Annotated in this window: 28 protein-coding genes; 20 read left to right on the forward strand and 8 right to left on the reverse strand. The window is 37.5% G+C overall.

What is annotated here, in order from left to right:
• The first annotated feature begins 18 nt into the window (after positions 1 to 18).
• Both mutL and GY23_RS02350 read left to right on the forward strand, forming a co-directional pair.
• Positions 19 to 1,818: a DNA mismatch repair endonuclease MutL gene (gene mutL, locus GY23_RS02345; protein ID WP_075617596.1), complete on the forward strand. Its 1,800-nt coding sequence runs from the start codon at positions 19 to 21 to the stop codon at positions 1,816 to 1,818.
• 126 nt (positions 1,819 to 1,944) lie between these two features.
• On the forward strand, positions 1,945 to 2,220 hold the full coding sequence (locus GY23_RS02350; RefSeq protein ID WP_075617597.1) for a hypothetical protein: 276 nt from the start codon (positions 1,945 to 1,947) through the stop codon (positions 2,218 to 2,220).
• Between the two features lie 32 nt (positions 2,221 to 2,252).
• Here the strand turns inward: GY23_RS02350 and GY23_RS02355 are convergent, their stop codons facing one another.
• Positions 2,253 to 2,651: an SET domain-containing protein gene (locus GY23_RS02355; protein ID WP_075617598.1), complete on the reverse strand. Its 399-nt coding sequence runs from the start codon at positions 2,649 to 2,651 to the stop codon at positions 2,253 to 2,255.
• Positions 2,652 to 3,095: 444 nt separating this feature from the next.
• Between GY23_RS02355 and glpK the strand changes: the two genes are divergently transcribed.
• The 6 genes from glpK (at position 3,096) to GY23_RS02385 (ending at position 8,826) form a co-directional block, all read left to right on the forward strand.
• Entirely contained in the window at positions 3,096 to 4,586 is a 1,491-nt protein-coding gene (glpK, locus tag GY23_RS02360) for a glycerol kinase GlpK (protein WP_075617599.1), read from the forward strand.
• A gap of 13 nt (positions 4,587 to 4,599) precedes the next feature.
• Positions 4,600 to 6,246 (forward strand): glycerol-3-phosphate dehydrogenase/oxidase, encoded by a 1,647-nt coding sequence (locus GY23_RS02365; protein ID WP_075617600.1) that lies wholly within the window; start codon positions 4,600 to 4,602, stop codon positions 6,244 to 6,246.
• Positions 6,246 to 7,166 (forward strand): alpha/beta fold hydrolase, encoded by a 921-nt coding sequence (locus GY23_RS02370; protein ID WP_075617601.1) that lies wholly within the window; start codon positions 6,246 to 6,248, stop codon positions 7,164 to 7,166. The genes GY23_RS02365 and GY23_RS02370 overlap by 1 nt, the downstream gene beginning before the upstream one ends.
• Positions 7,163 to 8,092, forward strand: a complete 930-nt coding sequence (gene miaA, locus GY23_RS02375) for a tRNA (adenosine(37)-N6)-dimethylallyltransferase MiaA (RefSeq protein ID WP_075617602.1) — start codon at positions 7,163 to 7,165, stop codon at positions 8,090 to 8,092. The genes GY23_RS02370 and miaA overlap by 4 nt, the downstream gene beginning before the upstream one ends.
• Positions 8,093 to 8,229: 137 nt before the next feature.
• Entirely contained in the window at positions 8,230 to 8,457 is a 228-nt protein-coding gene (gene hfq, locus GY23_RS02380; RefSeq protein ID WP_075617603.1) for an RNA chaperone Hfq, read from the forward strand.
• 69 nt (positions 8,458 to 8,526) lie between these two features.
• The gene (locus GY23_RS02385) at positions 8,527 to 8,826 is read left to right on the forward strand and encodes a rhodanese-like domain-containing protein (protein ID WP_075617604.1); all 300 of its coding nucleotides are present in this window, start codon (positions 8,527 to 8,529) and stop codon (positions 8,824 to 8,826) included.
• Positions 8,827 to 8,852: 26 nt separating this feature from the next.
• Here GY23_RS02385 and GY23_RS02390 read toward each other — a convergent pair whose 3' ends face one another.
• A complete protein-coding gene (locus tag GY23_RS02390) occupies positions 8,853 to 9,470 on the reverse strand; it encodes a trimeric intracellular cation channel family protein (RefSeq protein ID WP_075617605.1) in 618 nt (205 codons plus the stop codon).
• Between the two features lie 151 nt (positions 9,471 to 9,621).
• On the opposite strand from GY23_RS02390, the gene GY23_RS02395 reads away from it, so the two are divergent.
• The 3 genes from GY23_RS02395 (at position 9,622) to glnA (ending at position 13,214) form a co-directional block, all read left to right on the forward strand.
• Positions 9,622 to 10,875, forward strand: a complete 1,254-nt coding sequence (locus GY23_RS02395; RefSeq protein ID WP_075617606.1) for a methionine gamma-lyase family protein — start codon at positions 9,622 to 9,624, stop codon at positions 10,873 to 10,875.
• A 588-nt stretch (positions 10,876 to 11,463) separates the two neighbouring features.
• Positions 11,464 to 11,844, forward strand: coding sequence for a MerR family transcriptional regulator (locus GY23_RS02400; RefSeq protein ID WP_075617607.1), 381 nt, complete (start codon positions 11,464 to 11,466; stop codon positions 11,842 to 11,844).
• 35 nt (positions 11,845 to 11,879) lie between these two features.
• Positions 11,880 to 13,214: a type I glutamate--ammonia ligase gene (glnA, locus tag GY23_RS02405; RefSeq protein ID WP_075617608.1), complete on the forward strand. Its 1,335-nt coding sequence runs from the start codon at positions 11,880 to 11,882 to the stop codon at positions 13,212 to 13,214.
• Positions 13,215 to 13,310: 96 nt separating this feature from the next.
• Here the strand turns inward: glnA and GY23_RS18160 are convergent, their stop codons facing one another.
• Positions 13,311 to 13,487, reverse strand: coding sequence for a site-specific integrase (locus tag GY23_RS18160; RefSeq protein WP_161487556.1), 177 nt, complete (start codon positions 13,485 to 13,487; stop codon positions 13,311 to 13,313).
• Positions 13,488 to 14,057: 570 nt separating this feature from the next.
• On the opposite strand from GY23_RS18160, the gene GY23_RS02410 reads away from it, so the two are divergent.
• Entirely contained in the window at positions 14,058 to 14,258 is a 201-nt protein-coding gene (locus GY23_RS02410; protein ID WP_075617609.1) for a hypothetical protein, read from the forward strand.
• Positions 14,259 to 14,398: 140 nt separating this feature from the next.
• On the opposite strand, the gene GY23_RS02415 is transcribed toward GY23_RS02410, so the two are convergent.
• From GY23_RS02415 to GY23_RS02425, 3 genes are all read right to left on the reverse strand, one after another.
• Positions 14,399 to 14,809 carry a hypothetical protein gene (locus GY23_RS02415; protein ID WP_075617610.1) on the reverse strand — a complete coding sequence of 137 codons (411 nt, stop codon included), beginning with the start codon at positions 14,807 to 14,809 and terminating at the stop codon, positions 14,399 to 14,401.
• A gap of 522 nt (positions 14,810 to 15,331) precedes the next feature.
• A complete protein-coding gene (locus GY23_RS02420) occupies positions 15,332 to 15,544 on the reverse strand; it encodes a hypothetical protein (RefSeq protein WP_075617611.1) in 213 nt (70 codons plus the stop codon).
• Positions 15,545 to 15,557: 13 nt separating this feature from the next.
• A complete protein-coding gene (locus GY23_RS02425) occupies positions 15,558 to 16,187 on the reverse strand; it encodes a cupin domain-containing protein (protein WP_075617612.1) in 630 nt (209 codons plus the stop codon).
• Positions 16,188 to 16,741: 554 nt separating this feature from the next.
• Between GY23_RS02425 and rlmN the strand changes: the two genes are divergently transcribed.
• Both rlmN and GY23_RS02435 read left to right on the forward strand, forming a co-directional pair.
• Positions 16,742 to 17,815: a dual-specificity RNA methyltransferase RlmN gene (rlmN, locus tag GY23_RS02430; RefSeq protein ID WP_075617613.1), complete on the forward strand. Its 1,074-nt coding sequence runs from the start codon at positions 16,742 to 16,744 to the stop codon at positions 17,813 to 17,815.
• Positions 17,816 to 17,953: 138 nt separating this feature from the next.
• Positions 17,954 to 18,211, forward strand: coding sequence for a phage holin (locus tag GY23_RS02435; protein ID WP_075617614.1), 258 nt, complete (start codon positions 17,954 to 17,956; stop codon positions 18,209 to 18,211).
• A gap of 475 nt (positions 18,212 to 18,686) precedes the next feature.
• Here GY23_RS02435 and lexA read toward each other — a convergent pair whose 3' ends face one another.
• Positions 18,687 to 19,307, reverse strand: a complete 621-nt coding sequence (gene lexA / locus GY23_RS02440; RefSeq protein WP_075617615.1) for a transcriptional repressor LexA — start codon at positions 19,305 to 19,307, stop codon at positions 18,687 to 18,689.
• Between the two features lie 170 nt (positions 19,308 to 19,477).
• Here lexA and yneA point away from each other — a divergent pair, with 170 nt between their 5' ends.
• The 6 genes from yneA (at position 19,478) to GY23_RS02470 (ending at position 23,737) form a co-directional block, all read left to right on the forward strand.
• Positions 19,478 to 19,795 carry a cell division suppressor protein YneA gene (gene yneA, locus GY23_RS02445; protein ID WP_075617616.1) on the forward strand — a complete coding sequence of 106 codons (318 nt, stop codon included), beginning with the start codon at positions 19,478 to 19,480 and terminating at the stop codon, positions 19,793 to 19,795.
• Positions 19,795 to 20,454: a YneB family resolvase-like protein gene (locus GY23_RS02450; protein WP_075617617.1), complete on the forward strand. Its 660-nt coding sequence runs from the start codon at positions 19,795 to 19,797 to the stop codon at positions 20,452 to 20,454. The genes yneA and GY23_RS02450 overlap by 1 nt, the downstream gene beginning before the upstream one ends.
• Before the next feature lie 67 nt (positions 20,455 to 20,521).
• Positions 20,522 to 20,755: a DUF896 domain-containing protein gene (locus GY23_RS02455; protein ID WP_075617618.1), complete on the forward strand. Its 234-nt coding sequence runs from the start codon at positions 20,522 to 20,524 to the stop codon at positions 20,753 to 20,755.
• An 89-nt stretch (positions 20,756 to 20,844) separates the two neighbouring features.
• Positions 20,845 to 22,851 carry a transketolase gene (gene tkt, locus GY23_RS02460; protein ID WP_075617619.1) on the forward strand — a complete coding sequence of 669 codons (2,007 nt, stop codon included), beginning with the start codon at positions 20,845 to 20,847 and terminating at the stop codon, positions 22,849 to 22,851.
• Positions 22,852 to 22,984: 133 nt separating this feature from the next.
• The gene (sirA, locus tag GY23_RS02465; RefSeq protein ID WP_075617620.1) at positions 22,985 to 23,440 is read left to right on the forward strand and encodes a sporulation inhibitor of replication protein SirA; all 456 of its coding nucleotides are present in this window, start codon (positions 22,985 to 22,987) and stop codon (positions 23,438 to 23,440) included.
• Between the two features lie 78 nt (positions 23,441 to 23,518).
• The gene (locus tag GY23_RS02470) at positions 23,519 to 23,737 is read left to right on the forward strand and encodes a YneF family protein (protein WP_075617621.1); all 219 of its coding nucleotides are present in this window, start codon (positions 23,519 to 23,521) and stop codon (positions 23,735 to 23,737) included.
• A gap of 48 nt (positions 23,738 to 23,785) precedes the next feature.
• On the opposite strand, the gene GY23_RS02475 is transcribed toward GY23_RS02470, so the two are convergent.
• Entirely contained in the window at positions 23,786 to 24,712 is a 927-nt protein-coding gene (locus GY23_RS02475; RefSeq protein WP_075617622.1) for an alpha/beta hydrolase, read from the reverse strand.
• Between the last annotated feature and the right edge of the window lie 3 nt (positions 24,713 to 24,715).

Genomic DNA, 24,715 nt, shown 5'->3' on the forward strand with positions numbered 1-24,715 from the left:
AAGAAAGGAGTCGTTCAAGTGGGACACATACGCTTAATGGATGAACCATTATCGAATAAAATTGCAGCGGGTGAAGTCGTTGAACGACCAGCTTCTGTTGTAAAAGAACTTGTAGAAAACGCAATTGATGCAGGAAGTACATCAATTGATATTTATTTAGAAGAGGCGGGGCTACGAACCATTCAAATCACGGATAACGGAAGCGGGATGGATGAAGAAGATGCTGTTCTTTCTTTTTCACGGCATGCAACGAGTAAAATTTCAAATGAGCATGACCTGTTCCGTATACGGACTCTTGGTTTTCGTGGGGAGGCATTGGCGAGTATTGCCTCAGTATCCAAAGTTGCATTATGGACTTCTGATGGTGCCACTACTGGAACGAGCGTTGAAATCGAAGGCGGGCATCTGAAAAAGCAAACTGCAGGTGCACTTCGAAAAGGAACGGACATCAAAGTATCTCAACTATTTTTTAACACGCCAGCACGTTTAAAGTACATGAAAACAATTCAAACAGAACTTGGGCATACCATGGATTTAATCAATCGACTTGCCTTATGTTATCCTTCCATAGCTTTTAAACTATCGCATGGTGATCAAATGTTGCTTCATACAAATGGACGCGGTGATTTGCAACAAGTTATAGCTGCGATTTATGGGATGTCGATCGCGAAGAAAATGATTCCATTTGAAGGGGAATCTTCAGACTATCGCATTCATGGATATGCATCGTTACCAGAAATCACACGAGCTTCAAAAAACTATTTAACATTATTTGTGAACGGAAGATGGGTCAAACATTATAGCGTACAACAATCTATTGTTCATGCGTATCACACATTTTTACCAATCGAACGATATCCATTAGTCGTGTTGCATATTGAAGGTGATCCATATTTAACCGACGTAAATGTTCACCCATCAAAACAACACATACGCTTGAGTAAAGAAAAAGAATTGCAAGAGCTTGTTGAAGAGACGATACGTAAATGCATTCGCTCCGTGATGAGAGCACCTGAAATTGCCGAAAAACCCAAAAAAATAGTCACACCAAGTGAGCAAATGGATTTATGGAAATCCAGACCAGTTGGATCAACAGTTTCACAACAAACCCATCCGATGCAAACCTTCAATAAAACACCCGAGCCTCTGATGGTGAAAGAAACGATTGACCGTGATGAAACTTCCATTGAAGTTGAAGCATTTGAGAAATTGGAACCCGTTACTTCGAGAGAACTTATTCCTGAACTTGATATTATCGGACAAATTCACGGAACTTATATCATTGCTCAAAGTACGGATGGATTTTATTTAATCGATCAACACGCGGCGCAAGAACGGATTAAATATGAATACTTTCGTGATAAGGTAGGCGAGGTCGACGGAGAACAAAGACAATCATTATTGATTCCACTGTCGATGCACTATTCTGCTGATGAGGCTTTACGCTTAAAGGAGCATGCGGATAAACTAGAAGAAGTTGGGATATATCTCGAGGAATTTGGTCCCACTACCTATATTGTTCGTGAGCATCCCTCTTGGTTCCCAAAAGGATTCGAGGAAGAGATTGTAAAAGAATTAATTGAGCAAGTATTGATTAATCGAAAAACAGATGTGAAAAAGTTAAGAGAAGATGCAGCCATCATGATGAGTTGTAAACGATCGATTAAAGCGAATCATTACTTAACAAGAGAAGATATGGTAAGACTAATCGAAGACTTAAAAAAAGCGGAGCATCCTTTTACTTGCCCACATGGACGTCCAGTCATTGTCCACTTTTCAACGTATGAGATTGAAAAAATGTTTAAACGTGTCATGTAATTGCTTTAGACCACGTCTCTATGGTGGTCTTTTTTCGATTAAGAACGAACAAAAGTGGATATAGTTGAATGAAACTTAACTCTCTGGGAGAATCTATTAGAAAAGTTTCTTTAAGGAGAAAAATAAATGACTGAATTTCCGATTATACATACGAATATTTGGGATGCAGTATGGGCGATCCCTGTAATCATGTTAATAGTATTTTTGCTCAAACTATTTATGCATGTTCCTCCAAAATACTTGTCGACATGCGCCACAGTAATCGGTTTGTTCATTTCAATTTTCATTAGTCACCCGAAAAACTTGTCGGCCGGAATTTTCATGGGATTTTTCTATGGCGCTGCAGCGTTTGGAACATATATCTCAATCAAATTAGCCATGCAGGCGTACAGAACCAAATAGTGGATAAAAGAAAAAGCCTGACACTGAGCTAGTTAAACTAGTTCGTTGTCAGGCTTTTCTTCATTAAACCACAAAGGATCATCATTATCGACTTCTCCATTGTAATTGATTAATACTTCTTCTCCAGCTGTAATATCTTTATAAGCAAAGAAGTCAAATGTGTGGTTGTCAAAATTAATGTCATAGTATGCATTCGGTTGATAGGAGTGGTTAAATAACATGCCATATCCTAGAACTAATGCACTATGATTAATTCCATACTCAAATGCGTAGTCGGCTAATAATGTTTTTTCAACATGTTCATGCTCCTCATTTGGATAGGGGAGAACTGGGGCTTCATGAATAAGTTCCCCTTTTTTGATGTCACGCTTAGCAAATACACCGCGATTTAATTCTCCATCACTTAATTTAGATGTTTTAATTTCAATCATTGGATTCACCTTCTCGATTCTGTAGTCGATGGATATAACAGGAATTATAGTATGAACGAATAGTAAGCCATTCAAACTATAAGTATAACATGGAAAATAATAATCGCTATCTTAACATATCCCATCCTTTTCTCAATTGGAATACTGGTGCATCTTTTCCAACTGTATCGGCAGATTCGAAGAACATCAAACTAAGAATATCCTCCTTCTAAATTGAGCGGGAAGTTGCGAAAATCCAAGAAAGTTGCGACCAAACCTCCATTCATGCATGTATTAGCCACAATTTGTTTAATATTTCTTCGTAATCAATTGAATTTGAGTTTTGAATACAACAAATACGGAAAAACAGTATAATTAAAGGAAATAATTTCTCTGAAGTGGTATTCGGTATAAGTATGCTTGATTAACCGTCATTATTTTTGATGCATTTGAGGAGGTACGTTGATGGGCGAATATATTTTGTCTATAGATCAAGGAACAACCAGCTCTAGAGCCATTCTTTTTAATAAAAAAGGAGAGCTTGTACATACAGCACAAAAAGAATTTCAGCAACACTTTCCTAAGCCGGGATGGGTGGAACATAATGCAAATGAAATATGGGGATCAGTCCTTTCTGTTATTGCGGCAGTCTTAACAGAAAGTGGAATTCAACCGACTAACGTTCATGGGATTGGTATAACCAATCAACGGGAAACGACAGTGGTGTGGAATAAAAAGACCGGGCGTCCAATTTATCATGCTATCGTGTGGCAATCACGCCAATCGCAAAAAATAATTGATGAACTAAGAAATGAAGGGCTAGAGAACTTATTTCAAGCCAAGACAGGATTACGATTGGATCCATATTTCTCAGCTACAAAAGTAAAATGGATTTTAGAAAATGTCGAAGGAGCGAAAGAGTTAGCGCAACAAGGTGATTTGCTATTTGGAACGATAGATTCTTGGTTGATTTGGAAGTTGTCAGGAGAGAAAGAACATGTTACTGATTATTCCAATGCATCACGGACGTTGTTATACAACATTCATGAATTAAAGTGGGATGAAGAAATTTGTGGGATATTAGACATTCCTTTATCGATGTTACCAAAAGTCGCTTCATCCTCTGAAATCTATGCAAAAACAGATCCTTCCGTTTTCTATGGTGCTGAGGTAGCCATTGCCGGTGCAGCAGGGGATCAACAAGCCGCTCTGTTTGGGCAGTGTTGTTTCGAAAAAGGAATGGCAAAGAACACTTATGGAACGGGATGCTTTATGTTGTTGAATACTGGGGAAACAGCGGTATCTTCAGATCATGGCTTACTGACAACAATTGCTTGGGGAATTAATGGTCAAGTCACATATGCTTTAGAGGGAAGTGTTTTTGTGGCGGGTTCTGCGATTCAATGGTTACGTGATGGTCTACGCATGTTGAAAAATGCTTCCGATAGTGAAAGCTATGCAAAAAAAGTTGATTCCTCAGAGGGTGTATATGTCGTCCCTGCATTTGTGGGCTTAGGTACACCGTATTGGGATTCAGATGCCAGAGGTGCTATTTTTGGCTTAACCCGTGGAACTTCGAAGGAACACTTTATTCGGGCAACACTTGAGTCGTTAGCATACCAAACTAAGGATGTATTTGGTGCAATGGAAAAAGATGCAAATATGAGGGTTGCAGCCTTACGAGTTGACGGTGGGGCGGTGCACAATGAATTTCTTATGCAGTTCCAAAGTGATTTACTCGAGTTGGAGATCGAACTGGCAAAATTAAATGAATCCACTGCACTTGGAGCCGCTTATTTAGCTGGTTTAGCTACGGGTTTTTGGTCTGGCATGGAAGAAATCGAGAAAATGAGAAGTAGTAAAAAAACATATGCACCATTAATGTCCGCAGAAAAACGTCATGAGCTATATAGTGGATGGCAGAAGGCAGTAGAAGCTACACGACTGTTTAAATAAAGGAGAATGCAGAATGCTAACAGCAGTTGGACGTCCAAAAATGCTACAAACAATAAATGCGTTCGAATTTGATTTGCTCGTCATTGGTGGAGGAATTACCGGAGCGGGAATCGCACTGGATGCAGTGACAAGAGGCTTATCGGTTGTATTAGTGGAAATGCAAGATTTTGCAGCAGGTACTTCCAGTCGCTCAACTAAGCTAGTTCACGGTGGACTCCGATATTTAAAACAATTTGAAGTGAAAATGGTTGCCGATGTAGGGAAAGAACGTAAAATTGTCTATGAAAACGCAGTGCATGTGACGAGTCCTGAATGGATGATTTTGCCTTTTCATGATGGAGGTACATTTGGACCGATTTCAACATCAGCGGGTCTGAGGCTATATGACTTTTTGGCAGGTGTAAAGCCTGAGGAACGCAGACGAATGTTATCGCCAGAAGAAACATTAATGAGAGAACCATTGCTTAAATCAAAAGGCCTTCGTGGAAGCGGATATTATGTAGAATACCGCACAGACGATGCACGATTGACAATCGAAGTCATAAAAAAAGCGGCTGAAAAAGGTGCGATTTGTCTAAACTATGTGAAGGTGGAATCCTTCGTCTACCAGAATGGAAAAATTGCAGGTGCTCATGTAGTTGATCAATTAACGGGTGAGAGTTCGACCATTCATGCTAAAAATGTCGTGAATGCAACAGGTCCATGGGTAGATGATGTTCGGGCAAAAGATTCAATCGATAATGGGAAACATCTCAAGTTAACGAAAGGTGTTCACGTTGTGGTTGACCAATTACATTTCCCTTTGAATCAAGCCGTTTATTTTGATACACAAGACGGTCGAATGATCTTCGCAATTCCGAGGAATGGGAAGACATATGTTGGTACTACCGATACATTTTACGGTAGCAATCCCCAAAATCCAGTAGCAACGAAAGAAGATGTTACATACATATTAAATGCGATTGCTTCGATGTTTCCTTCGACTAAATTGACGTTACATCATGTAGAATCATCATGGGCAGGCGTTAGACCGCTTATTTATGAAGAAGGGAAAAATCCATCGGAAATTTCTCGAAAAGATGAATTGTGGGAGTCTAAAAGAGGACTACTTACAATTGCCGGTGGTAAGTTAACTGGCTATCGAAAAATGGCGGAAATAGTGGTGGACTACGTTGTCAGCCAATTTCCCACATCTCCTTACGGGCCATCTATTACGAGAAATCTTCCGCTGTCTGGTGGAGATATTGGTGGTTCCGAGAGATTTGAATCATTTGTTAAAATAAAGGCTGAAGAAGGCTTGAGTTACGGGTTTTCATATGAAGAGGCTTATTCTCTTGCACAAATTTATGGAACAAACGTAGACGATTTATTTGCATATGCACCCGTTCTTAAAAATAATATCTATGGTTTGCCATTGTCTTTAGCAGTCAAACTTGCATATGCGGTTCAATTTGAACTGGCTTGTACACCAGCTGATTTTCTTATTCGAAGAACGGGCGATTTATATTTTAATATGGCAGAAGTACATACCTACAAAGAACATGTTTGCGAAATGATGAATTCGCTACTTGGTTATACAAAGGAACAGTTGAAAAATCATCGCGATGAATTAGAAAAACAAATAGAAAGTGCAACGTCATTTCGAGAGGAGAATGAATGATGTCAAAAAGTATTCGCTATGTGGAAATGTCAGATGGACATGAGATTTACACGGTTATCTATAAACCGGAATACCCACCAATTGGGCATGTTCATATACTTCATGGCATGGCAGAACACATTGGTCGATATGAGGAGTTTGCATTGTATTTAGTATCAAAAGGATTTCTTGTGTCTGGTCACGATCATCGAGGCCACGGTCAGACAGGCGTAAAATATAATCAATTGGGATTCTTTGCCGATAAAAATGGGTTCGAACTTGTAACTGAAGATGTGAGAGAAGTACTGCAAGCAGTGCGGGAAGATATTGATTGTCCTAAACCCATTCTTTTTGCTCATAGTATGGGGTCCTTCATTGGGAGGCGATATATTCAAAAATATGGCAATTCTGTTTCGAAAATTGTTTTATCAGGAACCGGAGGAGCAAACGGACTTTCTGAAGTAACAGGGAAATGGCTTGCAACTGGCTTATCAGTAATACAAGGAAAGCATGCTAAAAATCCAGTCTTATACAAGCTCGCATTTGGAAAATTTAACAATTCTTTTAAAAATGTGAAAACAGAATATGATTGGTTAAGTTCTGATGCGAAGGAAGTTCAAAAGTTTATCGATGATTCATTATGTGGGTATCCAGCAAGCAATCAATTCTATGTGGATTTAATTGATGGTCTGAATATTATCCATGATGGAAAAGAAATTGCTCACATTCCAAAAGACCTTCCGATACTTTTGATTTCAGGATCACTCGATCCGGTAAGTGGCAATGGAAAGGCTGTTTGGAAGGTTTCCGAACAATACAAAAAAGCGGGACTTACGAAAGTTACTGTTGTCATACTGGAAGAAAAAAGACATGAAGTATTAAATGAGATTGGAAAAAAAGAAACATTTATTCTGATTTCTAAATGGATGGAGAAAATATGAAAGAATTAGACGTTTTAGCAATTGTAGGACCAACTGCCTCAGGTAAGACCGCATTGTCCATCAAATTAGCGCGAGCATTGGATGGGGAAATTATTAACGGTGACTCCATGCAGGTGTATAAAGGGCTTAATATTGGCACAGCAAAAATCACCATTGATGAAATGGAAGGAGTTCCACATCACTTATTAGATATTAAAGAACCAACAGACTCTTTTTCAGTAGCTGAATATCAGCGAGTTGTTCGTGAGAAAATAACCGAAATCCGAGAACGAAACAAGCTACCAATTCTCGTTGGAGGCACAGGTCTATATTTGCAAGCCGTATTATTTGATTTTCAATTTACAGAAGATCGAGTAGATGAAGGGATTCGACATGCTTATTACGAAGAATTAGAACGCATTGGTCCTATTGCCATGCATGCCAAACTTCAAAAAATAGACCCTGAAACCGCAGCGGAAATACACCCAAATAACACACGAAGGGTTGTACGTGCTTTAGAAATTGCAGAGCACTCAGATACAAAGAAGTCTTCTGAACCTCAAAATAAAGGCCACCAAGCGGTGTATAAACACATGATACTAGGCATAGATGTAGATAGAGAAGTCCTATATGAACGTATTAATAAACGAGTTGATCATATGATTAATCAAGGTTTAGTTAATGAAGCAAGACAATTATGGAATGACGGAATTATTGACGTACAAGCGGTCCAAGCCATTGGCTATAAAGAATTGTACGCATATTTCAGGAACGAGATATTGTTGGATGAAGCGATTGATCAAATCAAACAAAATTCTCGTCGATATGCAAAGCGTCAACTTACGTATTTCCGAAATAAACTGCCGATTACGTGGATTCAATCCAATCACAGTTTGGAAGAAATACTTCCAAGAATTATGTCTGAGTTGCAGGAATCTCCCCAATAAAAGCGAATACTACTAAATACATGTTCGAAAATAAACATCAAAAGAGCCGTAGCTACTTTACAGTGGACTTTTTGAACCTCTAGTAAATAAAAATAGATATGCGTACCAAATGCATACATACAGGAGGAAAAACACACATGAAACCGATCAATATCCAAGATACATTTCTTAATCAATTACGAAAAAATAATGTATTCGTAACTGTATTTTTATTAAATGGTTTTCAATTAAAAGGACTAATAAAATCTTATGATAACTTTACCGTGTTGTTAGAATCAGATGGCAAACAACAACTTATTTATAAGCATGCTATTTCTACATTCGTTCCAGCTAAATCAGTGAATATTACAGCTGAAGAAGTTTAAGTCATCTTGACTTTGTTCTTATTCGGGTTTAACGTAATCCTGTAGAATAATGTATTGGAGGGACGAATAATGAAAACAATACAACCTGAAGATTTACTGGCAAAGCTTGACGCAGGTGAAACCGTTCATATGATCGATGTCCGTGAAGCGGATGAAGTCGCAACGGGGATTATTCCCGGAGCAGAACATATACCGTTAGGATTAGTGGAATTCAAGTTTCAAGAATTAGATAAAGAAAAAGAATATGTAGTCATTTGTCGTTCTGGAGGACGCAGTGGCATGGCATGTCAGTTCCTTGAAGAACAAGGATTTGACGTTACTAATATGTCTGGCGGGATGCTGGAATGGCAAGGCGAAATCGAATTATAAAAAAAGCAGCTTAACTCGCAATCGAGTTAAGCTGCTTTTTCTGATTCACGTAAAGAACGGAATGGTAACCGCCACTTATATGAGTAAGAAACTACTCGTAGTATTGTAGTGATAACAAATAATGTATAGAGAGTCCAATCATGTTTCGCAATTCCAAAACCAATGATTAAACCAGAAGCCGCTGCCCACACCGCATACACTTCATTACGAAGAACGAGGGGTTTCCTTTTTGCAAGAACATCCCGGACGATTCCGCCTCCAGAACCAGTTAACACAGCAGCTACAACAGTTGCACTAATTGGCAATCCTAACTGTACTGCAAACATTGCACCTTGAATGGCAAATGCAGATAACCCAATCGCATCAAAGAAATTTCCCCAGCGATTCCAATGTTTCAATAAATTTTGAGGAAACATAAAGACTGCAGTAATGGCAATCAAAGCGATTTGGAACATCATTTCTTGTTCCCATAGTGCAGATACTGGCACTCCTATTAATAAATTTCGAATTGCTCCCCCACCAAATGCGGTCACAATTCCAAGTAAGTACACACCAAATAAATCATATTCTTCTTCCATAGCAACAATTGCACCCGATACGGCAAAAGCAATTATTCCAATAATACTGAGCACATCCCAAGCCACTTGTCATACCTCCAACTTCAATAGAACGGATTAAATTGTAGCAGATTTATGAACATTTACAATAGTAATTTTTTGCTTGTAGGTAAATAGTTGACGTAAAAGGAGGGACTGATAAGATAAAAAGGGAAAAAGAAGAATAGAGGGACAAGTAATGGCGTTTAAAACAAGTTTAACAATGGAGTTATTAGAAGAAGCAAATCAAATCGAAAAGCTTATATCAACACAACATAATGCGGCAGATCATAATGCTTTTGTAAATCAAGAAAAAGTAATTACAGCTTTTAGAAAACATCAAGTTAGCGATTTTCATTTACATCCCTCCACGGGTTATGGATACGACGATGAAGGAAGAGATACATTAGAACGCGTATATGCAGAGGTTTTTGGAGCTGAAGCTGCATTAGTACGTTCCCAAATCATTTCTGGTACGCATGCCATCACTATTAGTTTATTTGGTGTTCTTCGACCGGGAGATGAATTGCTTTATATCACGGGAAAACCATACGATACCTTACAATCTATTGTAGATGGTGGCGATCAAGATACAGGTTCGCTCAAAGACTTTAATATTTCGTACAAACATATAGATTTACTAGAGAATCAATTCATTGATTGGGGAAAAGTAGAGCAATCCATTTCAGCAAAAACGAAAGTCGTTGCGATACAACGCTCAAAAGGTTATGCAAATCGACCATCCTTCACGATTGAACAAATTAAAGAAATGACGAAACGAATTCGTCTGATTAAGCCTGAAGCTATTATATTTGTGGACAATTGTTATGGTGAATTTGTTGAAGAACTAGAACCAACGAATATCGGTGTGGATTTGATGGCAGGTTCTCTAATTAAAAATCCTGGTGGTGGACTAGCTAAAATTGGAGGATATATTGCTGGACAGAAAAAGTACGTAGAAATGTGTGCATACCGTATGACTTCTCCTGGAATTGGGGCTGAAGCAGGTGCCTCATTGAATACACTTGCTGATATGTACCAAGGATTTTTCTTGGCTCCTCATGTGGTATCCCAAGCGGTGAAAGGAGCTATTTTCACATCGGCTTTACTTGAGAAAGTCGGTATGGACACCTCTCCTCATTATCAAGAAAAGAGAACGGACCTGATCCAATCCGTTTCCTTTAAAACAGCACAACAAATGGTGCAATTTTGTCGTGCCATTCAAGCGAATTCGCCGATAAATGCCCACTTTGCACCAGAACCCGCATATATGCCGGGCTATGAAGATGATGTGATTATGGCAGCAGGTACATTTGTTCAAGGATCTAGTATTGAATTAACTGCAGACGGTCCAATCCGTCCTCCTTATACAGCCTTTATCCAAGGTGGATTAACGTATGAACATGTTAAATTTGCCATTCTTTCCGCCGTGCAACAACTTAAAAATATGTAACTGCATCCTCCTTTTTGGAGGATTTTTTTCGATTTCCCGAACCCAGTGTTCAAAGATTTTCCTACCATATATAGATGTCTCGGAAAAAGTTCACCATTATAGAAGGGACAAAGTATTCACTATAAAAACGCTGCGGCGCTTTGTAGATGCCTCCAGCGATAAGCCAGGCAGAAAATCACTGGACAGTCTTCTCGCTCGGGCTACCACTTGAAAGGCGCATACGTTGGTTCTGTATAGTTATAATGCTTACATCTAATTCAGAAGTTGTATTTTGGCAATTTTAGAAGGTTTTTTTGTATAGGCTATTTTACGTTTTCATCTAAGGGTACGAATAGAGAAAGGAACCATCTATTCACTAGTTGCGCAAATCAAAGACACTGAGACATAACAGAATGCAACTCGTCCATCCTTTTTTTGAACATGGTGTAGCAATAAAGCATAAAAAAAACCTGGATTATCAGTTTTCAATTTTAATATTGAACCAGGTGTCATTTTGAAAGATTTTTATTATGTTAGATAATGTGACATGAACTTGACAAGAAACCTAACATACATTATGATTAGACTAGTGAAGCGGAGGTGAGTCAAGTGGGTCAACAGTTAAGAAGATCAATGCCTTTATTACCAATAAGTATTGTGATGCAGCTAACGGAATTGACTGCTAGACAAATCCGCTATTACGAAGATCATGATTTAATTCATCCAGCACGTACTGAAGGCAACCGACGAATGTTTTCATTAATTGACGTCGATATCTTACTTGAGATAAAAGACTTTCTCGAGCAGGGAATCAATATGGCCGGCATAAAAGCTATATTTGATATGAAGAAACAACCTGTTATGCCAGAGGTGAAAGAACCAATGACAGATGCAGAACTTCGTAGTATTTTGCGAATTGAAATGCAACAAGCCGGAAGATTTCAAAAAGCTTCCTTACGACAAGGGGATTTATCTCGTTTTTACCATTAAACGAGTAATATATAATTTTAGGAGAGTGACCAAAAGTGAGCAAGTACACAAAAGACGACATTAAAAAGCTTGTAAAAGAACAAGGAGTAAACTTTATCCGCCTACAATTTACAGATATTCTTGGTACAATTAAAAATGTTGAGATACCTGTAAGCCAGCTGGACAAAGCACTCGATAACAAAATGATGTTTGACGGTTCTTCTATCGAAGGTTTTGTTCGTATTGAAGAATCAGATATGTATTTAGTTCCAGACCTTAATTCTTGGGTTGTTTTCCCTTGGATTACAGGTACAGGTAAGGTAGCTCGTTTAATATGTGATGTAAATAAAGCAGACGGAACTCCTTTCGCAGGAGATCCACGCAGTAATTTAAAACGTGTATTAAAAGAGATGGAAGAATTAGGTTTCACAGATTTCAACTTAGGACCAGAACCAGAATTCTTTTTATTCAAGCTGGATGAACGTGGCGAACCAACACTTGAATTAAATGACAATGGTGGATATTTTGACTTAGCACCTATGGATTTAGGTGAAAACTGCCGACGTGATATCGTTCTTGAGTTAGAAGAAATGGGCTTTGAAATTGAAGCATCTCACCATGAAGTAGCTCCTGGACAACACGAGATTGACTTTAAGTATGCAGATGCAGTTACAGCTTGTGACAACATCCAAACATTCAAATTAGTTGTAAAAACAATAGCACGTAAACATGGTTTACACGCAACATTTATGCCAAAACCTTTATTTGGGGTTAATGGGTCAGGAATGCATATGAACGTTTCTTTATTCAAAGGGAAAGAGAATGCGTTCTTTGATGAAACTGGCGATTTGAAATTAAGTGAAACAGCTTTCCAATTCATGGCGGGAATCTTAAAACATGTGCAAGGCTTTACAGCGATTACAAATCCTACTGTAAACTCTTATAAGCGTTTAGTTCCAGGATACGAAGCACCATGTTACGTAGCTTGGTCAGCACAAAACCGTAGTCCATTAATTCGAATTCCTTCTTCCCGTGGTGTCAGTACGCGTGTAGAAGTTCGCTCAGTGGATCCTGCTGCTAATCCGTACTTGGCAATGGCAGTAATCTTAAAAGCTGGTCTTGACGGTATTAAAAACAAAATGACACCACCGAAAGCGGTAGATCGTAACATCTATGTCATGAACAAAGAAGAACGTCGTGCAAATGGCGTAGAAGATCTTCCAGCAAATCTACACTTAGCTTTAGAAGAACTTGCTAATAACAAAACAATCCGTGATGCATTAGGAGAGCATATTTATGCGAACTTCGTAGATTCTAAAGAAATCGAATGGGATATGTTTAGAACGAGTGTACATCCATGGGAAAGAGAACAATATTTGAAAATGTATTAAGTTGAAAGCGTTGGGGCTGTAATGCTCTAGCGCTTTTTTTGTTAGAAAAAAACTCGTGATTGGAAGTGTGGATTTCTCGCACATTTCTCACGCATATTATTCGATTTGTTTCATATACTCATCGAACTTTTCGAATAATCTTGAGGCAATCAGTATGGTCACATGGGCATAAATATCTGCTGAAATTTGCGCAAAACCATCCTCGAGCCGTTCTTGTACACACTTCATATCCGCACCAGCTTCAAGTAACAATCCATCATGGGTATGTCTCATGGAAGTGAATCAAGGTTAATGTTTTCTAAACTTAACTTGAATGTGTTTCCGTTGCAGTTAAAAAGGGCAAGAAGGTAATTGATGAAGAGGCATAGAATTCATGACATAAGCGAGCGATGGCTAACAATATGAAGAAAAACATGCGGGAAAGACCAAGACGAGTTAATGATTTTAACAAACAGGGTTGTAAAGTCGCAAACTCCTGAAGGTACAGCGTAAATAATATTGATGATGATAACATTGGGGCTAAACAAAAGAAGGACTTAAATCGAAGGGATTAGAACTAGATAAAGTTACAACTCAAACTTTTTATGAATACGCAAAATGAAAACTAAAGAAAAATCAGGCCTGATATATCATTAAATGACTTAGGGATTGTCTCATAAGTCACTTTCACACTGAAAATCTATAAAATTCAAAACGTACAAATTCTAATTAAAAGCAATTGTACGTTTTAGATATCTTGCTATTTTAACTTTAATACACTTTTTGGACAGCCCCTTCTTATTTACCTAAATGCAATTCCTTTGTATGCGTAAAATAATGTATGGAAGGGGATGAAAAGATGCAGTGAAAATGGTTCTGAAATTTAAAAATGGAGATCAAATCGCTATACCCGTTGCTGAACATAGCTCAGGATATTGGGATGTAATCATTTATTTAAAGTCAATTGAAGAAAATGATTCTCCCATCGAAGTTGTTTTAGAAAATGGAAATACTTATAAAAGTAGTGGCAAAGAGTTGCTTTCCGTGGAGCTAAAATTTAAATAAATTCTTTAATATTTTGAACTTCCACACGGGCGTTCTTTTTGTTTACCCTTAAATAGATAGAAACCATGGGGGTGAGTGATGAGGCGCCCGATTTCTTATTTTAGAACCAGAGTCATGCACTAAAGTGAGCTTTAAATTAGTTAATTGGAGAAAATAATACACGAGGAACAACCGATGTTACCCCAACTTGTATGAATTTGTTGGTATAGGAATGTTGATAGGCTACACTTAGTTGGATCTAAAAGCTCATTGAATGCCTCATCCAGTGCTGCTTGGACACTGGCAACGCTAGGGTATTCTTCAATTGTTCTGCCCCTCAAAACTTCCCTAGCAACTACATTTTTCAATTCCTCAGAAAGTGCGTTGTAGGCTGTGAGATTTAACGCTTGTCCTAAATTTTCTAGGGCTTCCCGAATTTCCACTATCGTCACAGCCTCATTAACTGCGTTCGAAAATATGTTTGTTGCAGTAATGACGTAATCTGTTTGAACTTTAGTGAAGGTAAAAACATTATTTGTGTTGAGTAATTCTCCAAGTGTACTACCGATCATGCTTACAAATTGGAGTTTCCTCTAATGTTCAAAGATAGTGAAAATAAAAATGCGATTTTGAATATTTCTATAAATAATAATTAATTGTTTCCTATAGATTTAGACTGAAGGATTCGGTCCCAACTTGATCCACTGGATTTGTGCCATCTCAAATGAAAAGTGTAATTTGGAAGGTCACGAGGTTAGTGTTAATAAACATTTTTTCTGCCATCTTATATATTATCCTTGATTTTCTCGTTGACGTCACTGCAGAGTTAATAGGAAGAGAAGCGAATCTCTCAACTATGTATTAAATAACTTGATAGACTAAACTTAGGCTAAATAAAATCGATGTGTACTGAGGGCAGGATTTTTAGTTTTAACCACCCCTACTTTTGGATTATTGCTAATTGTGCTATACCACAAATAAATAAAGAAAATAAATACTTTATTTGGTTTAGTCACTCAACAAACAAAGCAAAAATAGGGGTAATTAGGTATTTAATAAACTGATCTTGAATTCTTAAAGCAATAGCAAAGGTGTTATTGTGATTGACATGTAGGAAATGGGTTTATATCTTGAATCATTCCATAATCAAAATGCTTAAGAGCGAACTGTGATTGATATAAGTACTCAATGATATAAATTTTACCACCATAAACATTGCATAACACACCAGAAGTTCCTTGACCATTCGTTAATGAAATTCCTACAGGTTGACCTATTAAGTTCCAGACTTTCTGTTGCCAATGCAATAAACTCGCTCCTTTAATGGTAGTAGGAATTATAATCTTGCGTTGAATAAATATGATTATTGTATTTAATCATGGAATTTGGATAAGAATGCGTATTGCTTTCTTCTGTTTTGTGGCAGTTCAAAGGAGGACCGATATAAGTGGGGGGATCAATTGGTGCAATGGCTTTTTTCCATTCACTTTTATCCATGCAATAGGTGTGTGCCATCACGCTAGCGGGTGTCAGTTTCAGAATATCGGAACCTAGAATCACTTCAGGAGTCGGCGCATCGAAAATGGCAAGTAGATGTGTTTGATCCACTGTTGCAAATTCATAATGCCACCATCCTTGTGGGATGTTTACCACTTGACCAGGGGTAATTGAATAATTTTGGTATTGCCTTGTAAAGGGATTCAATAGTGCAACGGATAATGCTCCAGAAATACAATACACAAGCTCCGCAGCATTTGGGTGATAATGGGGTTCGACGACATTGGTGGCACTAAGGTAAATATCGAGTAATGAATTGTTCTTTAAAGTATTTAATTGCTGTACTCCTAAAATATTGATTAGGTTTTGGTTATCTTTTTTAAAGAATGGGCTTTTATTAACATCAAAAGCGAACTGGGTTGTTGGTGAGGTGTAATCGATTGATGAACTCATAATTCGACCTGCCTTTAAACAATTGTAATGTGGCTATGAAGCACATTCTTCGCATGATATGTATATTATGGAATTGTTGTGTAGTTCGAATAATCTTCTACATACATCTTATTCGTTGATTTGACCACATAAAATAGTAATGAATAGAATATCGAAACCCATTATTTGTTTGTAATTCTGTTGATTTGATAAAATAAGAGTGAGTGAATATGATACTAGAATGCTATATAAGAAAGTATCAACTTAGAACGTGCGCTATTAGCTATTTTTAACGCAAGTGCGTGAAGAAATCAATCTGCATATATGTGGTTTTCATAATACGAAACCTCCGGCCAGTGCAAATGTACGGTAAAAAACGCAATAGCTAATTAATATATAATCAAATTATCCAAACATCTCGGATTCCAAAGTTCTTCTGGTATATATCGAAAAATGTTGAAGATAATAATGAAAATAAGAATTACATTAGTCGTTGTAAAATTCAATCAGTTGTTATATTGAACGAATTCTAGTAGAATAGGTACGGATTTTGTTTTACGAAAAGAGGGTATTGAATGAAAACATCTATTTTTGGATTAACATTGGAACAGCTAACAGCATGGCTTATAGATAAAGGTCAGAAAAAATATCGTGCAGAGCAAATTTGGGATTGGTTGTATATTAAGCGCATTACTGAGTTTTCTCAAATGAACAACATAAGTAAAGAATGTATCCAGTTACTAGAAGAACACTTCGTTCTGTATACATTAGAACAAAGTGTTAAACAGGAATCCGCTGATGGAACGATTAAATTCTTGTTCAAAATGCAAGATGGCAACTTAATTGAAACCGTATTGATGAGATTTAAATATGGTTTATCAGTTTGTGTAACTACTCAAGTTGGATGCAATATCGGCTGTAGTTTTTGTGCCAGTGGATTATTGAAAAAAAGCAGGGATTTAAATTCAGGAGAAATTGTCGAACAGATTATGAAAGTTCAACAACATCTTGATGCGGTGAAAAAAGAAGAACGTGTAAGTCACATTGTCGTAATGGGGATTGGTGAACCGTTTGATAATTACACGAACTTAATGAACTTCCTAAGTGTTGTGAATTCTCAAAAAGGACTTGCAATCGGTGCCCGTCATATTACTGTTTCAACTAGTGGGATTGTACCTAAGATTTATGATTATGCGGATGAAGGTCTTCAAGTGAACTTGGCGATCTCCATTCATGCACCAACAAATGAATTGCGTACACGCATCATGAAAATAAATAAAGCATATCCAATTGAGAAACTAATGGCAGCTATTGATTATTATTTAGAAAAAACTAACCGACGAATCACATTTGAATATATCCTGTTACATGATGTGAATGACCATGTAGAAGAGGCCTTGCAACTTGCAAAACTTCTTGAAAATAAACGTCATTTATCTTACGTAAACTTGATCCCTTATAATCCAGTGGATGAGCATGGGCAATATCAGCAAAGTAAACCTGAAGCAATTAGTGCATTTTACGATGCACTTAAGAAAAAAGGAATTAACTGTGGTGTTCGCCATGAACAAGGCGCAGATATTGACGCTGCCTGCGGTCAGCTAAGAAGTAAGCAAATCAAAAAAACAGCTAAAGAAACTGTCAAATAAAAGTTAAGCAACAGTCAAAAAAACGCCCTCAAAAGTTATTGAGAGGCGTTTTTTTGTGTTTTTATGTATGTATGAATACTATTTAGGAATCTTTGCTCATAAGCTGTCTTAACACAATCACAATGAGGAGGTAAAAAAGTGAGCGAATCAAAGAATACAGCTCCGTTTGATAAGATAATGCTTGTTAGGACTGCTGTACTTTTTTTAGCTTGGATTAATCAATATTTAGTGATAAACGGGAATAGTCCACTCCCATTTACCGATGCGGAATTTGAATTGGGAATCAGTGCACTTATTACATTCTTAGCTTCATTATGGGCGTGGTGGAAAAACAATGATATTCGTTTCAAAACACGACGCAATACACAATACTTAAAAGATAAGGGATTAAAGTGATCTAGAGGAGGATTTACGAAAAGGCTTAGTTAACTATCCTGTTTATCACATTTGCGTTAGCTGCACGTTCCGTGTAGGGCAACAAACATAATTGTGGGTCTCACACGTTACATGCAACTAGCACATGGATTCTCTCGCTTTTTTTTATAAAAAAAGACAAAAAAAGGCCGACTGAAGATGGAAATGTCAGTCGGCATGATATCGGCTCAAAATGAGTATAACATAGTTTTCCACAAAAGACTAGACTCTTTTTTGTTACGTATAAAACCTACTTGTTTGCTTAATCGATTAAACTGAAACATCATACCTCCGTGAATGAGGGGGAGTGTTTGATGGAAGAAATATCACGTCTCTAGCTGGACGGGAATACCGTAGAAGTGATGGATATTTCCACAGGAAGTGAAAAACAGCCATTGGAAAACAAGTAGTCAATTTGAAAGCCCCTTACAATCACTGTGAGGGGCTTTCAAATTGATTAATGAATATGACGATAAACGCCAACAACTTTTCCTAGAATAGTAATGTTCTCTACAATAATAGGTTCCATTGATGAGTTTTCTGGCTGTAAACGGAAATAGGATTGTTCTTTAAAGAATCGTTTAACCGTTGCTTCATCCTCTTCTGTCATGGCTACTACAATATCCCCATTATTTGCAGTTTGTTGCTGTTTAACCACAACATAGTCACCATTTAAGATGCCAGCTTCAATCATACTTTCACCCATAATTTCGAGCATAAATAGATTGTCTTCCGATGTTCCGAATGTTTCGGGAAGAGGGAAAAATTCTTCAATATTTTCAATAGCAGTGATTGGTAAACCCGCAGTTACTTTCCCGATTAAAGGTACATTTACAACGTTAGGTCTTATCTCTGTTAAATTATCATACTCTAAAATTTCAATTGCTCTAGGCTTGGTGGGATCTCGACGAATTAATCCCTTGCTCTCTAAACGTGCCAAGTGACCATGTACCGTCGAACTTGAAGCGAGCCCAACAGCTTCGCCTATTTCTCTAACAGAAGGTGGATAACCTTTTTTACGAACTTCATCTTTTATAAAAGCCAATATATCTTCTTGTCGTTTTGATACTTTTTTCAACTAGTTCACCTCTTCACCTATTGGGTTTCCTCATTTAACTAAGTTTAGTATATCAATCAAGATAAAAAAATGCAAACATAGGTTCTAATAATCGTTGACAAGAAACATGTGTTCGGTTTATAGTAAATGCAAGACTTACGAACAAACATTCTATTCTAGGAGGATTACATATGACTTGTGTGAAAAACAATCCATTTATATCGTTATTAATAGGGGTAATTTTTAGTTGCACATTAACTTTTGTCCTGTTTGCCGTTGATGAGGAACATACTTATAATGAAATTTATATTCAAAATGGAGATACACTGTGGACATTATCGGATAAATATAGAGGAAATACACCGCATCAAGATTGGATTTCTGAAGTGATGCTAGCGAACAAATTAGAAACTCAAATGATTCATGCAGGAGACACAATCATTATTCCGAATTCATTACATCAATTTTCACCAGATAAAGGGATAGAATTAGCGGGCGATTCAAAGTAATGTCGAATGAAAACTCTGCCGTCATATATTGTCGGGTAAGTACTGAAAAAGAGTCACAAGAAACCTCGCTAAATCGTCAAGAAGAAGAATTGAGAAAGTTTGCGGAAGAACATAAATACTTTGTAAGAGACGTCTTTATTGATCAACATAGTGGGTTTTCAGTTGAAAGAGAAGGTTTATTGGATATGCTGGATTTTATTAAGCTACAATCCATATCTACTGTCTTTATTCAAGATGAAACGAGATTAGGCCGGGGAAACTCACGTATGGCAATATTACATATGTTAAAAAAGTTAGAAGTCCAAGTTATTTCGTTAAGTGATGGAGGTTCAATTCGACTTAATGAAATGGACACGATGATGCTTGAAATCTTAGCATTGGTGGAAGAATACCAAAGAAAACTGCATAATGCTAAAATTCGTCGAGGGATGAGAAGGGCTGTTGAACATGGGTTCAAACCGGAAAAGAACCTTAAAGATCAAGGTAATCCTGAAGGTAGAGAACGAAAAGATATTCCGATTGAAGAAATCATTAAATTACGACAAAATGGATTAACTTATGAAGAAATTGCTTCAACATTAAGAGGATTTGGTTTTCATGTTAGCAAAGCTACGGTCCATCGGCGTTACAAAGAATATAAAGAAAGGCTTGAAGGCTAAATACTTGCGCTTCGAGCCTTTTTTGCATACCTTTTAATAAGGTTATGACAAGAAAGGGGTGTAATTTATGTTATCTCAAGATAAAATTGCACGAATAAATGAGTTATCAAAGAAATCTAAATCTGTAGGGCTTACAATAGAAGAAGCGAAAGAACAAACAACACTTAGAAAAGAATACTTAGAAACATTTCGTTCATCCATGAGAAGTACAATTGAGAATGTAAAGGTTGTGGATCCCGAGGGTAATGATGTAACACCCAATAAAGTGAAAGAAATTAAAGAGAAAAAGTTTCTGAATTAATAGTACATTTCACTAAGCATTGTCAGGTAGGCAAAACTTGACTAAACTATGGTGAGTAGGAAATATTTGCAACAGAAAGGATGTCATGCATGTCTCAACAAGTAGATCAATTAGCCATTACTACCATCCGTACATTATCAATCGATGCAATTGAAAAATCAAACTCAGGTCACCCTGGATTACCAATGGGTGCGGCTCCAATGGCATATACACTTTGGACAAAACATCTTCGTCACAATCCTGAAAATCCTCAATGGTTCAACCGCGACCGTTTTGTTCTTTCTGCCGGCCACGGATCAATGTTACTTTATAGCTTATTACATTTAGGCGGATATGACTTACCAATGGAAGAAATCAAAAACTTCCGTCAATGGAATTCGAAAACACCTGGACATCCTGAATTTGGTCATACAGCAGGAGTAGAAGCAACTACTGGGCCACTTGGACAAGGTATTGCAATGTCAGTTGGTATGGCAATGGCGGAACGTCATTTAGCCGCTGTCTATAACAAACCTAACCATGAAGTTGTTGACCATTTCACCTATGCATTATGTGGAGATGGTGACTTAATGGAAGGTGTTGCTGCGGAGGCAATTTCTCTGGCAGGACACTTGAAATTAGACAAACTGATCGTATTATACGACAGCAATGACATCTCTTTAGACGGGGATTTGAATAAATCCTTCTCTGAAAGTGTTCAAAAACGTTTTGAATCTTATGGATGGAATTATCTGCATGTTGCAGATGGTAACTCGCTAGAAGATCTTAATAATGCAATTGAATCCGCGAAGAATCATCAAGGTCAACCGACCCTAATTGAAGTGAAAACAGTTATTGGTTATGGTTCACCAAACCGATCTGGAAAATCAGATGCACATGGGATGCCATTAGGTAAAGAAGAAGCATTGTTAACAAAAGAAAGTTACAAATGGACTTTCGAGGAAGATTTCCATGTCCCAGAAGAAGTTTATGCCGCTTTCAAAGAAGCAGCTCAACAACTTGGTGGAGCAAACGAATCGATTTGGAATGAACAATTTAATGCTTACAAAGCTGAATATCCAGAGCTTGCACAACAGTTAGAACTTGCGATTAAAGGCGAACTACCAGAAAACTATGAATCGGAGATTCCTGTATATGAAGCAGGCAAATCAATTGCTACACGTTCATCTTCAGGTGACGTGATCAATGCGATTGCTAAAACTGTTCCATCTTTCTTCGGAGGAAGTGCAGACCTTGCCGGATCAAATAAAACGACTATTAAAGGTGCTGGCGATTTCTCTAGCGACTCATATGAAGGTCGCAACATTTGGTTTGGTGTTCGTGAATTTGCCATGGGTGCTGCATTGAACGGTATGGCATTACATGGTGGCTTACGTGTGTTTGGTGGTACATTCTTCGTCTTTAGCGATTATGTTCGACCAGCAGTACGTCTGTCTGCATTAATGGGATTACCTGTCACATATGTATTCACACATGATAGTATTGCCGTTGGTGAAGATGGTCCAACTCATGAACCAGTCGAGCAGCTAGCTTCTCTACGTGCTATGCCAAACTTGTCTGTGATTCGACCAGCAGATGCAAATGAATCTGCTGAAGCATGGAAACTTGCAGTTACTTCTCAATCGGTACCTACCGCATTGATTTTATCTAGACAAAACTTGCCAGTACTTGAACATACAGCGGAACGTGCAGCTGAAGGGGTAGCAAAAGGCGCATACGTCGTTTCTCCTTCGAACAAAGAAGAAGCAGATGTATTGTTATTAGCTACAGGATCAGAAGTTTCACTAGCGGTAGAGGCACAACAACTATTAGCTGTTGATGGAATCGAAGCCGCAGTTATTTCAATGCCATCTTGGGATCGTTTTGAAAAACAAGATGCAGCTTATAAAAACAGTGTCTTGCCTAAGACTGTGAAAAAACGTTTAGCCATTGAGATGGGTGTTTCATTCGGATGGGAACGTTACACTGGGGACGAAGGAAGTATTTTAGGGATCGATCGTTTTGGTGCAAGTGCGCCAGGAGAAATTGTTATGAAAGAATTTGGTTTCTCAAAAGAAAACGTAGTAGCTCGAGTTAAATCTTTACTGAATAAATAATCAAAAACAAGTAGTGTGCACTCGCCACTACTTGTTTTTTTTCGTCATAAATAGTGAAAGTAAATATTCGCAGTTCGACAACTTTAGCATTTCCTAGCCTTTATACTTAATAAAAAAAGTGGGGGTATTACATATGCGAACATATAAAATTTTTCACATTAAAAAAGCATACCAACCATTCGTTTTAGGTCGAGAGAAAATGCTGCAAGAAATTTTAGGTCAAGAAACTATCCAAAATACCCAAGATCACAATGAAATGACGTATGTGTGTGAAAAAATCGATGAGGGCTTTATTAAACAGGACTTAGAAAGAAAGCTTAGTCGATTATTTTCTCATAATGAACGAGATGAGCATCGGTTGTTTCTTGAACATCCTTTAAAAGGATCAATTCATATGCAATTTGAGCCATATTGTGTTCATGTCTGGTGTAAAGGTTCTCATATGCTTGATTTAGATTTATTCGCTGGGTTATCAGATTCTAGTGATTGCTATATGGCATTTCAACAAGAGGAAGCGTCTTATGGTTGGTTGAAGCCAATTAAGGTGGGATCAATTCATTCCTTTACAGAAATTCTAGACTTTGCCTAGTAAGGGCAATAGTTTTGTTGTATAATCCTTCTTGGAGACTTAAAGTCGAATGAGGCAACATGAAGGAGGAAAACAACTATGGCAACTGGTCTATGGATCTTATTCATTGTTATAGCGTTAATAGCAGGAGCTGCAATCGGTTTCTTTGCTGCACGTAAATATATGATGAAGTACTTAAAAGAAAATCCACCAATTAATGAACAAATGCTTCGCATGATGATGACTCAAATGGGACGTAAACCATCTGAAAAACAAGTGAAACAAATGATGAACCAAATGAATAAAGCACAAAAATAAAAATAGCACTCTTGTGAGTGCTATTTTTATATTATGTTTTATCCGCAACTATGGCAATAAATTGTATGTGTATAAAAAATTAGCGACAGTCTGTTCGTATTCTTCTGGATTCTGATTATAAGACTGTGCATGAGGACCATTTTCAAAGAATTTGATTTGTTTCGGTTCCGGTTTTAAATCGTATAATTCCTGGGTCATTTCTGGCAATATAAAATCGTCGGGTAAGCTGTGGATAAATAATACCGGTTTTTCAATTCGACCCACGGCTTCACGGGGTGACACGAGTTTCATTGAATAGCCATCACGAACACGTAAAAATATATCAGCTAACTTTATTGCGAGACTAGATCTCAATGGGGTTTCTTTTTTCATCAAATACATCAGTTGATCCGTAAAATCGGAAAAAGCACAATCGGAAATATAAAAATCGGCATGATCTTCGAGTGTACCAGCATACAAGATTGTAGTCGCAGCACCCATTGATTCTCCATGTATGCCGATAATGGCTTCTTCACCAGCATAATCATCTACGGCTTTGACCACCGCCTGTAAGTCCATTTTTTCATAATGACCAAAACTCGTGGTTTTACCACCTGAATCCCCATGTCGTCTATGGTCATATACAACGGAATTAAAACCCAATCGTTCAAAAAGTCGGGCATATTTTACAGAATTTATTTTGTTTTCGGTTACTCCATGACAAATGACAACAAAGTTATTTGTATCTAATGGTTCTAAAAATATAGCTTTTACTGGATAGCCATTTGGGCTGTCAATCCATTTTTCGTTTTTTTCTACTACGTTAAACCACGCTTCGTCAAATCGCTTGGCAGTAATTTCTCGATCCAAAATAAAAGCGTCATCTTTTTTCTTTAAGTACATCAATCTATTTGTCAAAACGAAACCAAATATTGCCGCTCCTGCGGTCATAATACTCGAAAGAATACTGGTGAACCAGAGAATGCGACGTTTCAATGG

The organism is Paenisporosarcina indica (genome assembly GCF_001939075.1).
GTDB classification, from domain to species: domain Bacteria; phylum Bacillota; class Bacilli; order Bacillales_A; family Planococcaceae; genus Paenisporosarcina; species Paenisporosarcina indica.

Coding starts and splice junctions, on each gene's coding strand:
- GY23_RS02355 (WP_075617598.1), bottom strand. CDS start 2,651: ATGATTGAAATTAAAACATCTAAATTAAGTGATGGAGAATTAAATCGC.
- GY23_RS02385 (WP_075617604.1), top strand. CDS start 8,527: ATGAAAACAATACAACCTGAAGATTTACTGGCAAAGCTTGACGCAGGT.
- miaA (WP_075617602.1), top strand. CDS start 7,163: ATGAAAGAATTAGACGTTTTAGCAATTGTAGGACCAACTGCCTCAGGT.
- GY23_RS02365 (WP_075617600.1), top strand. CDS start 4,600: ATGCTAACAGCAGTTGGACGTCCAAAAATGCTACAAACAATAAATGCG.
- GY23_RS02350 (WP_075617597.1), top strand. CDS start 1,945: ATGACTGAATTTCCGATTATACATACGAATATTTGGGATGCAGTATGG.
- GY23_RS02415 (WP_075617610.1), bottom strand. CDS start 14,809: ATGATCGGTAGTACACTTGGAGAATTACTCAACACAAATAATGTTTTT.
- glpK (WP_075617599.1), top strand. CDS start 3,096: ATGGGCGAATATATTTTGTCTATAGATCAAGGAACAACCAGCTCTAGA.
- GY23_RS18160 (WP_161487556.1), bottom strand. CDS start 13,487: ATGAGACATACCCATGATGGATTGTTACTTGAAGCTGGTGCGGATATG.
- sirA (WP_075617620.1), top strand. CDS start 22,985: ATGCGAACATATAAAATTTTTCACATTAAAAAAGCATACCAACCATTC.
- GY23_RS02470 (WP_075617621.1), top strand. CDS start 23,519: ATGGCAACTGGTCTATGGATCTTATTCATTGTTATAGCGTTAATAGCA.
- GY23_RS02450 (WP_075617617.1), top strand. CDS start 19,795: ATGTCGAATGAAAACTCTGCCGTCATATATTGTCGGGTAAGTACTGAA.
- yneA (WP_075617616.1), top strand. CDS start 19,478: ATGACTTGTGTGAAAAACAATCCATTTATATCGTTATTAATAGGGGTA.
- tkt (WP_075617619.1), top strand. CDS start 20,845: ATGTCTCAACAAGTAGATCAATTAGCCATTACTACCATCCGTACATTA.
- GY23_RS02370 (WP_075617601.1), top strand. CDS start 6,246: ATGTCAAAAAGTATTCGCTATGTGGAAATGTCAGATGGACATGAGATT.
- GY23_RS02455 (WP_075617618.1), top strand. CDS start 20,522: ATGTTATCTCAAGATAAAATTGCACGAATAAATGAGTTATCAAAGAAA.
- GY23_RS02395 (WP_075617606.1), top strand. CDS start 9,622: ATGGCGTTTAAAACAAGTTTAACAATGGAGTTATTAGAAGAAGCAAAT.
- hfq (WP_075617603.1), top strand. CDS start 8,230: ATGAAACCGATCAATATCCAAGATACATTTCTTAATCAATTACGAAAA.
- rlmN (WP_075617613.1), top strand. CDS start 16,742: ATGAAAACATCTATTTTTGGATTAACATTGGAACAGCTAACAGCATGG.
- GY23_RS02425 (WP_075617612.1), bottom strand. CDS start 16,187: ATGAGTTCATCAATCGATTACACCTCACCAACAACCCAGTTCGCTTTT.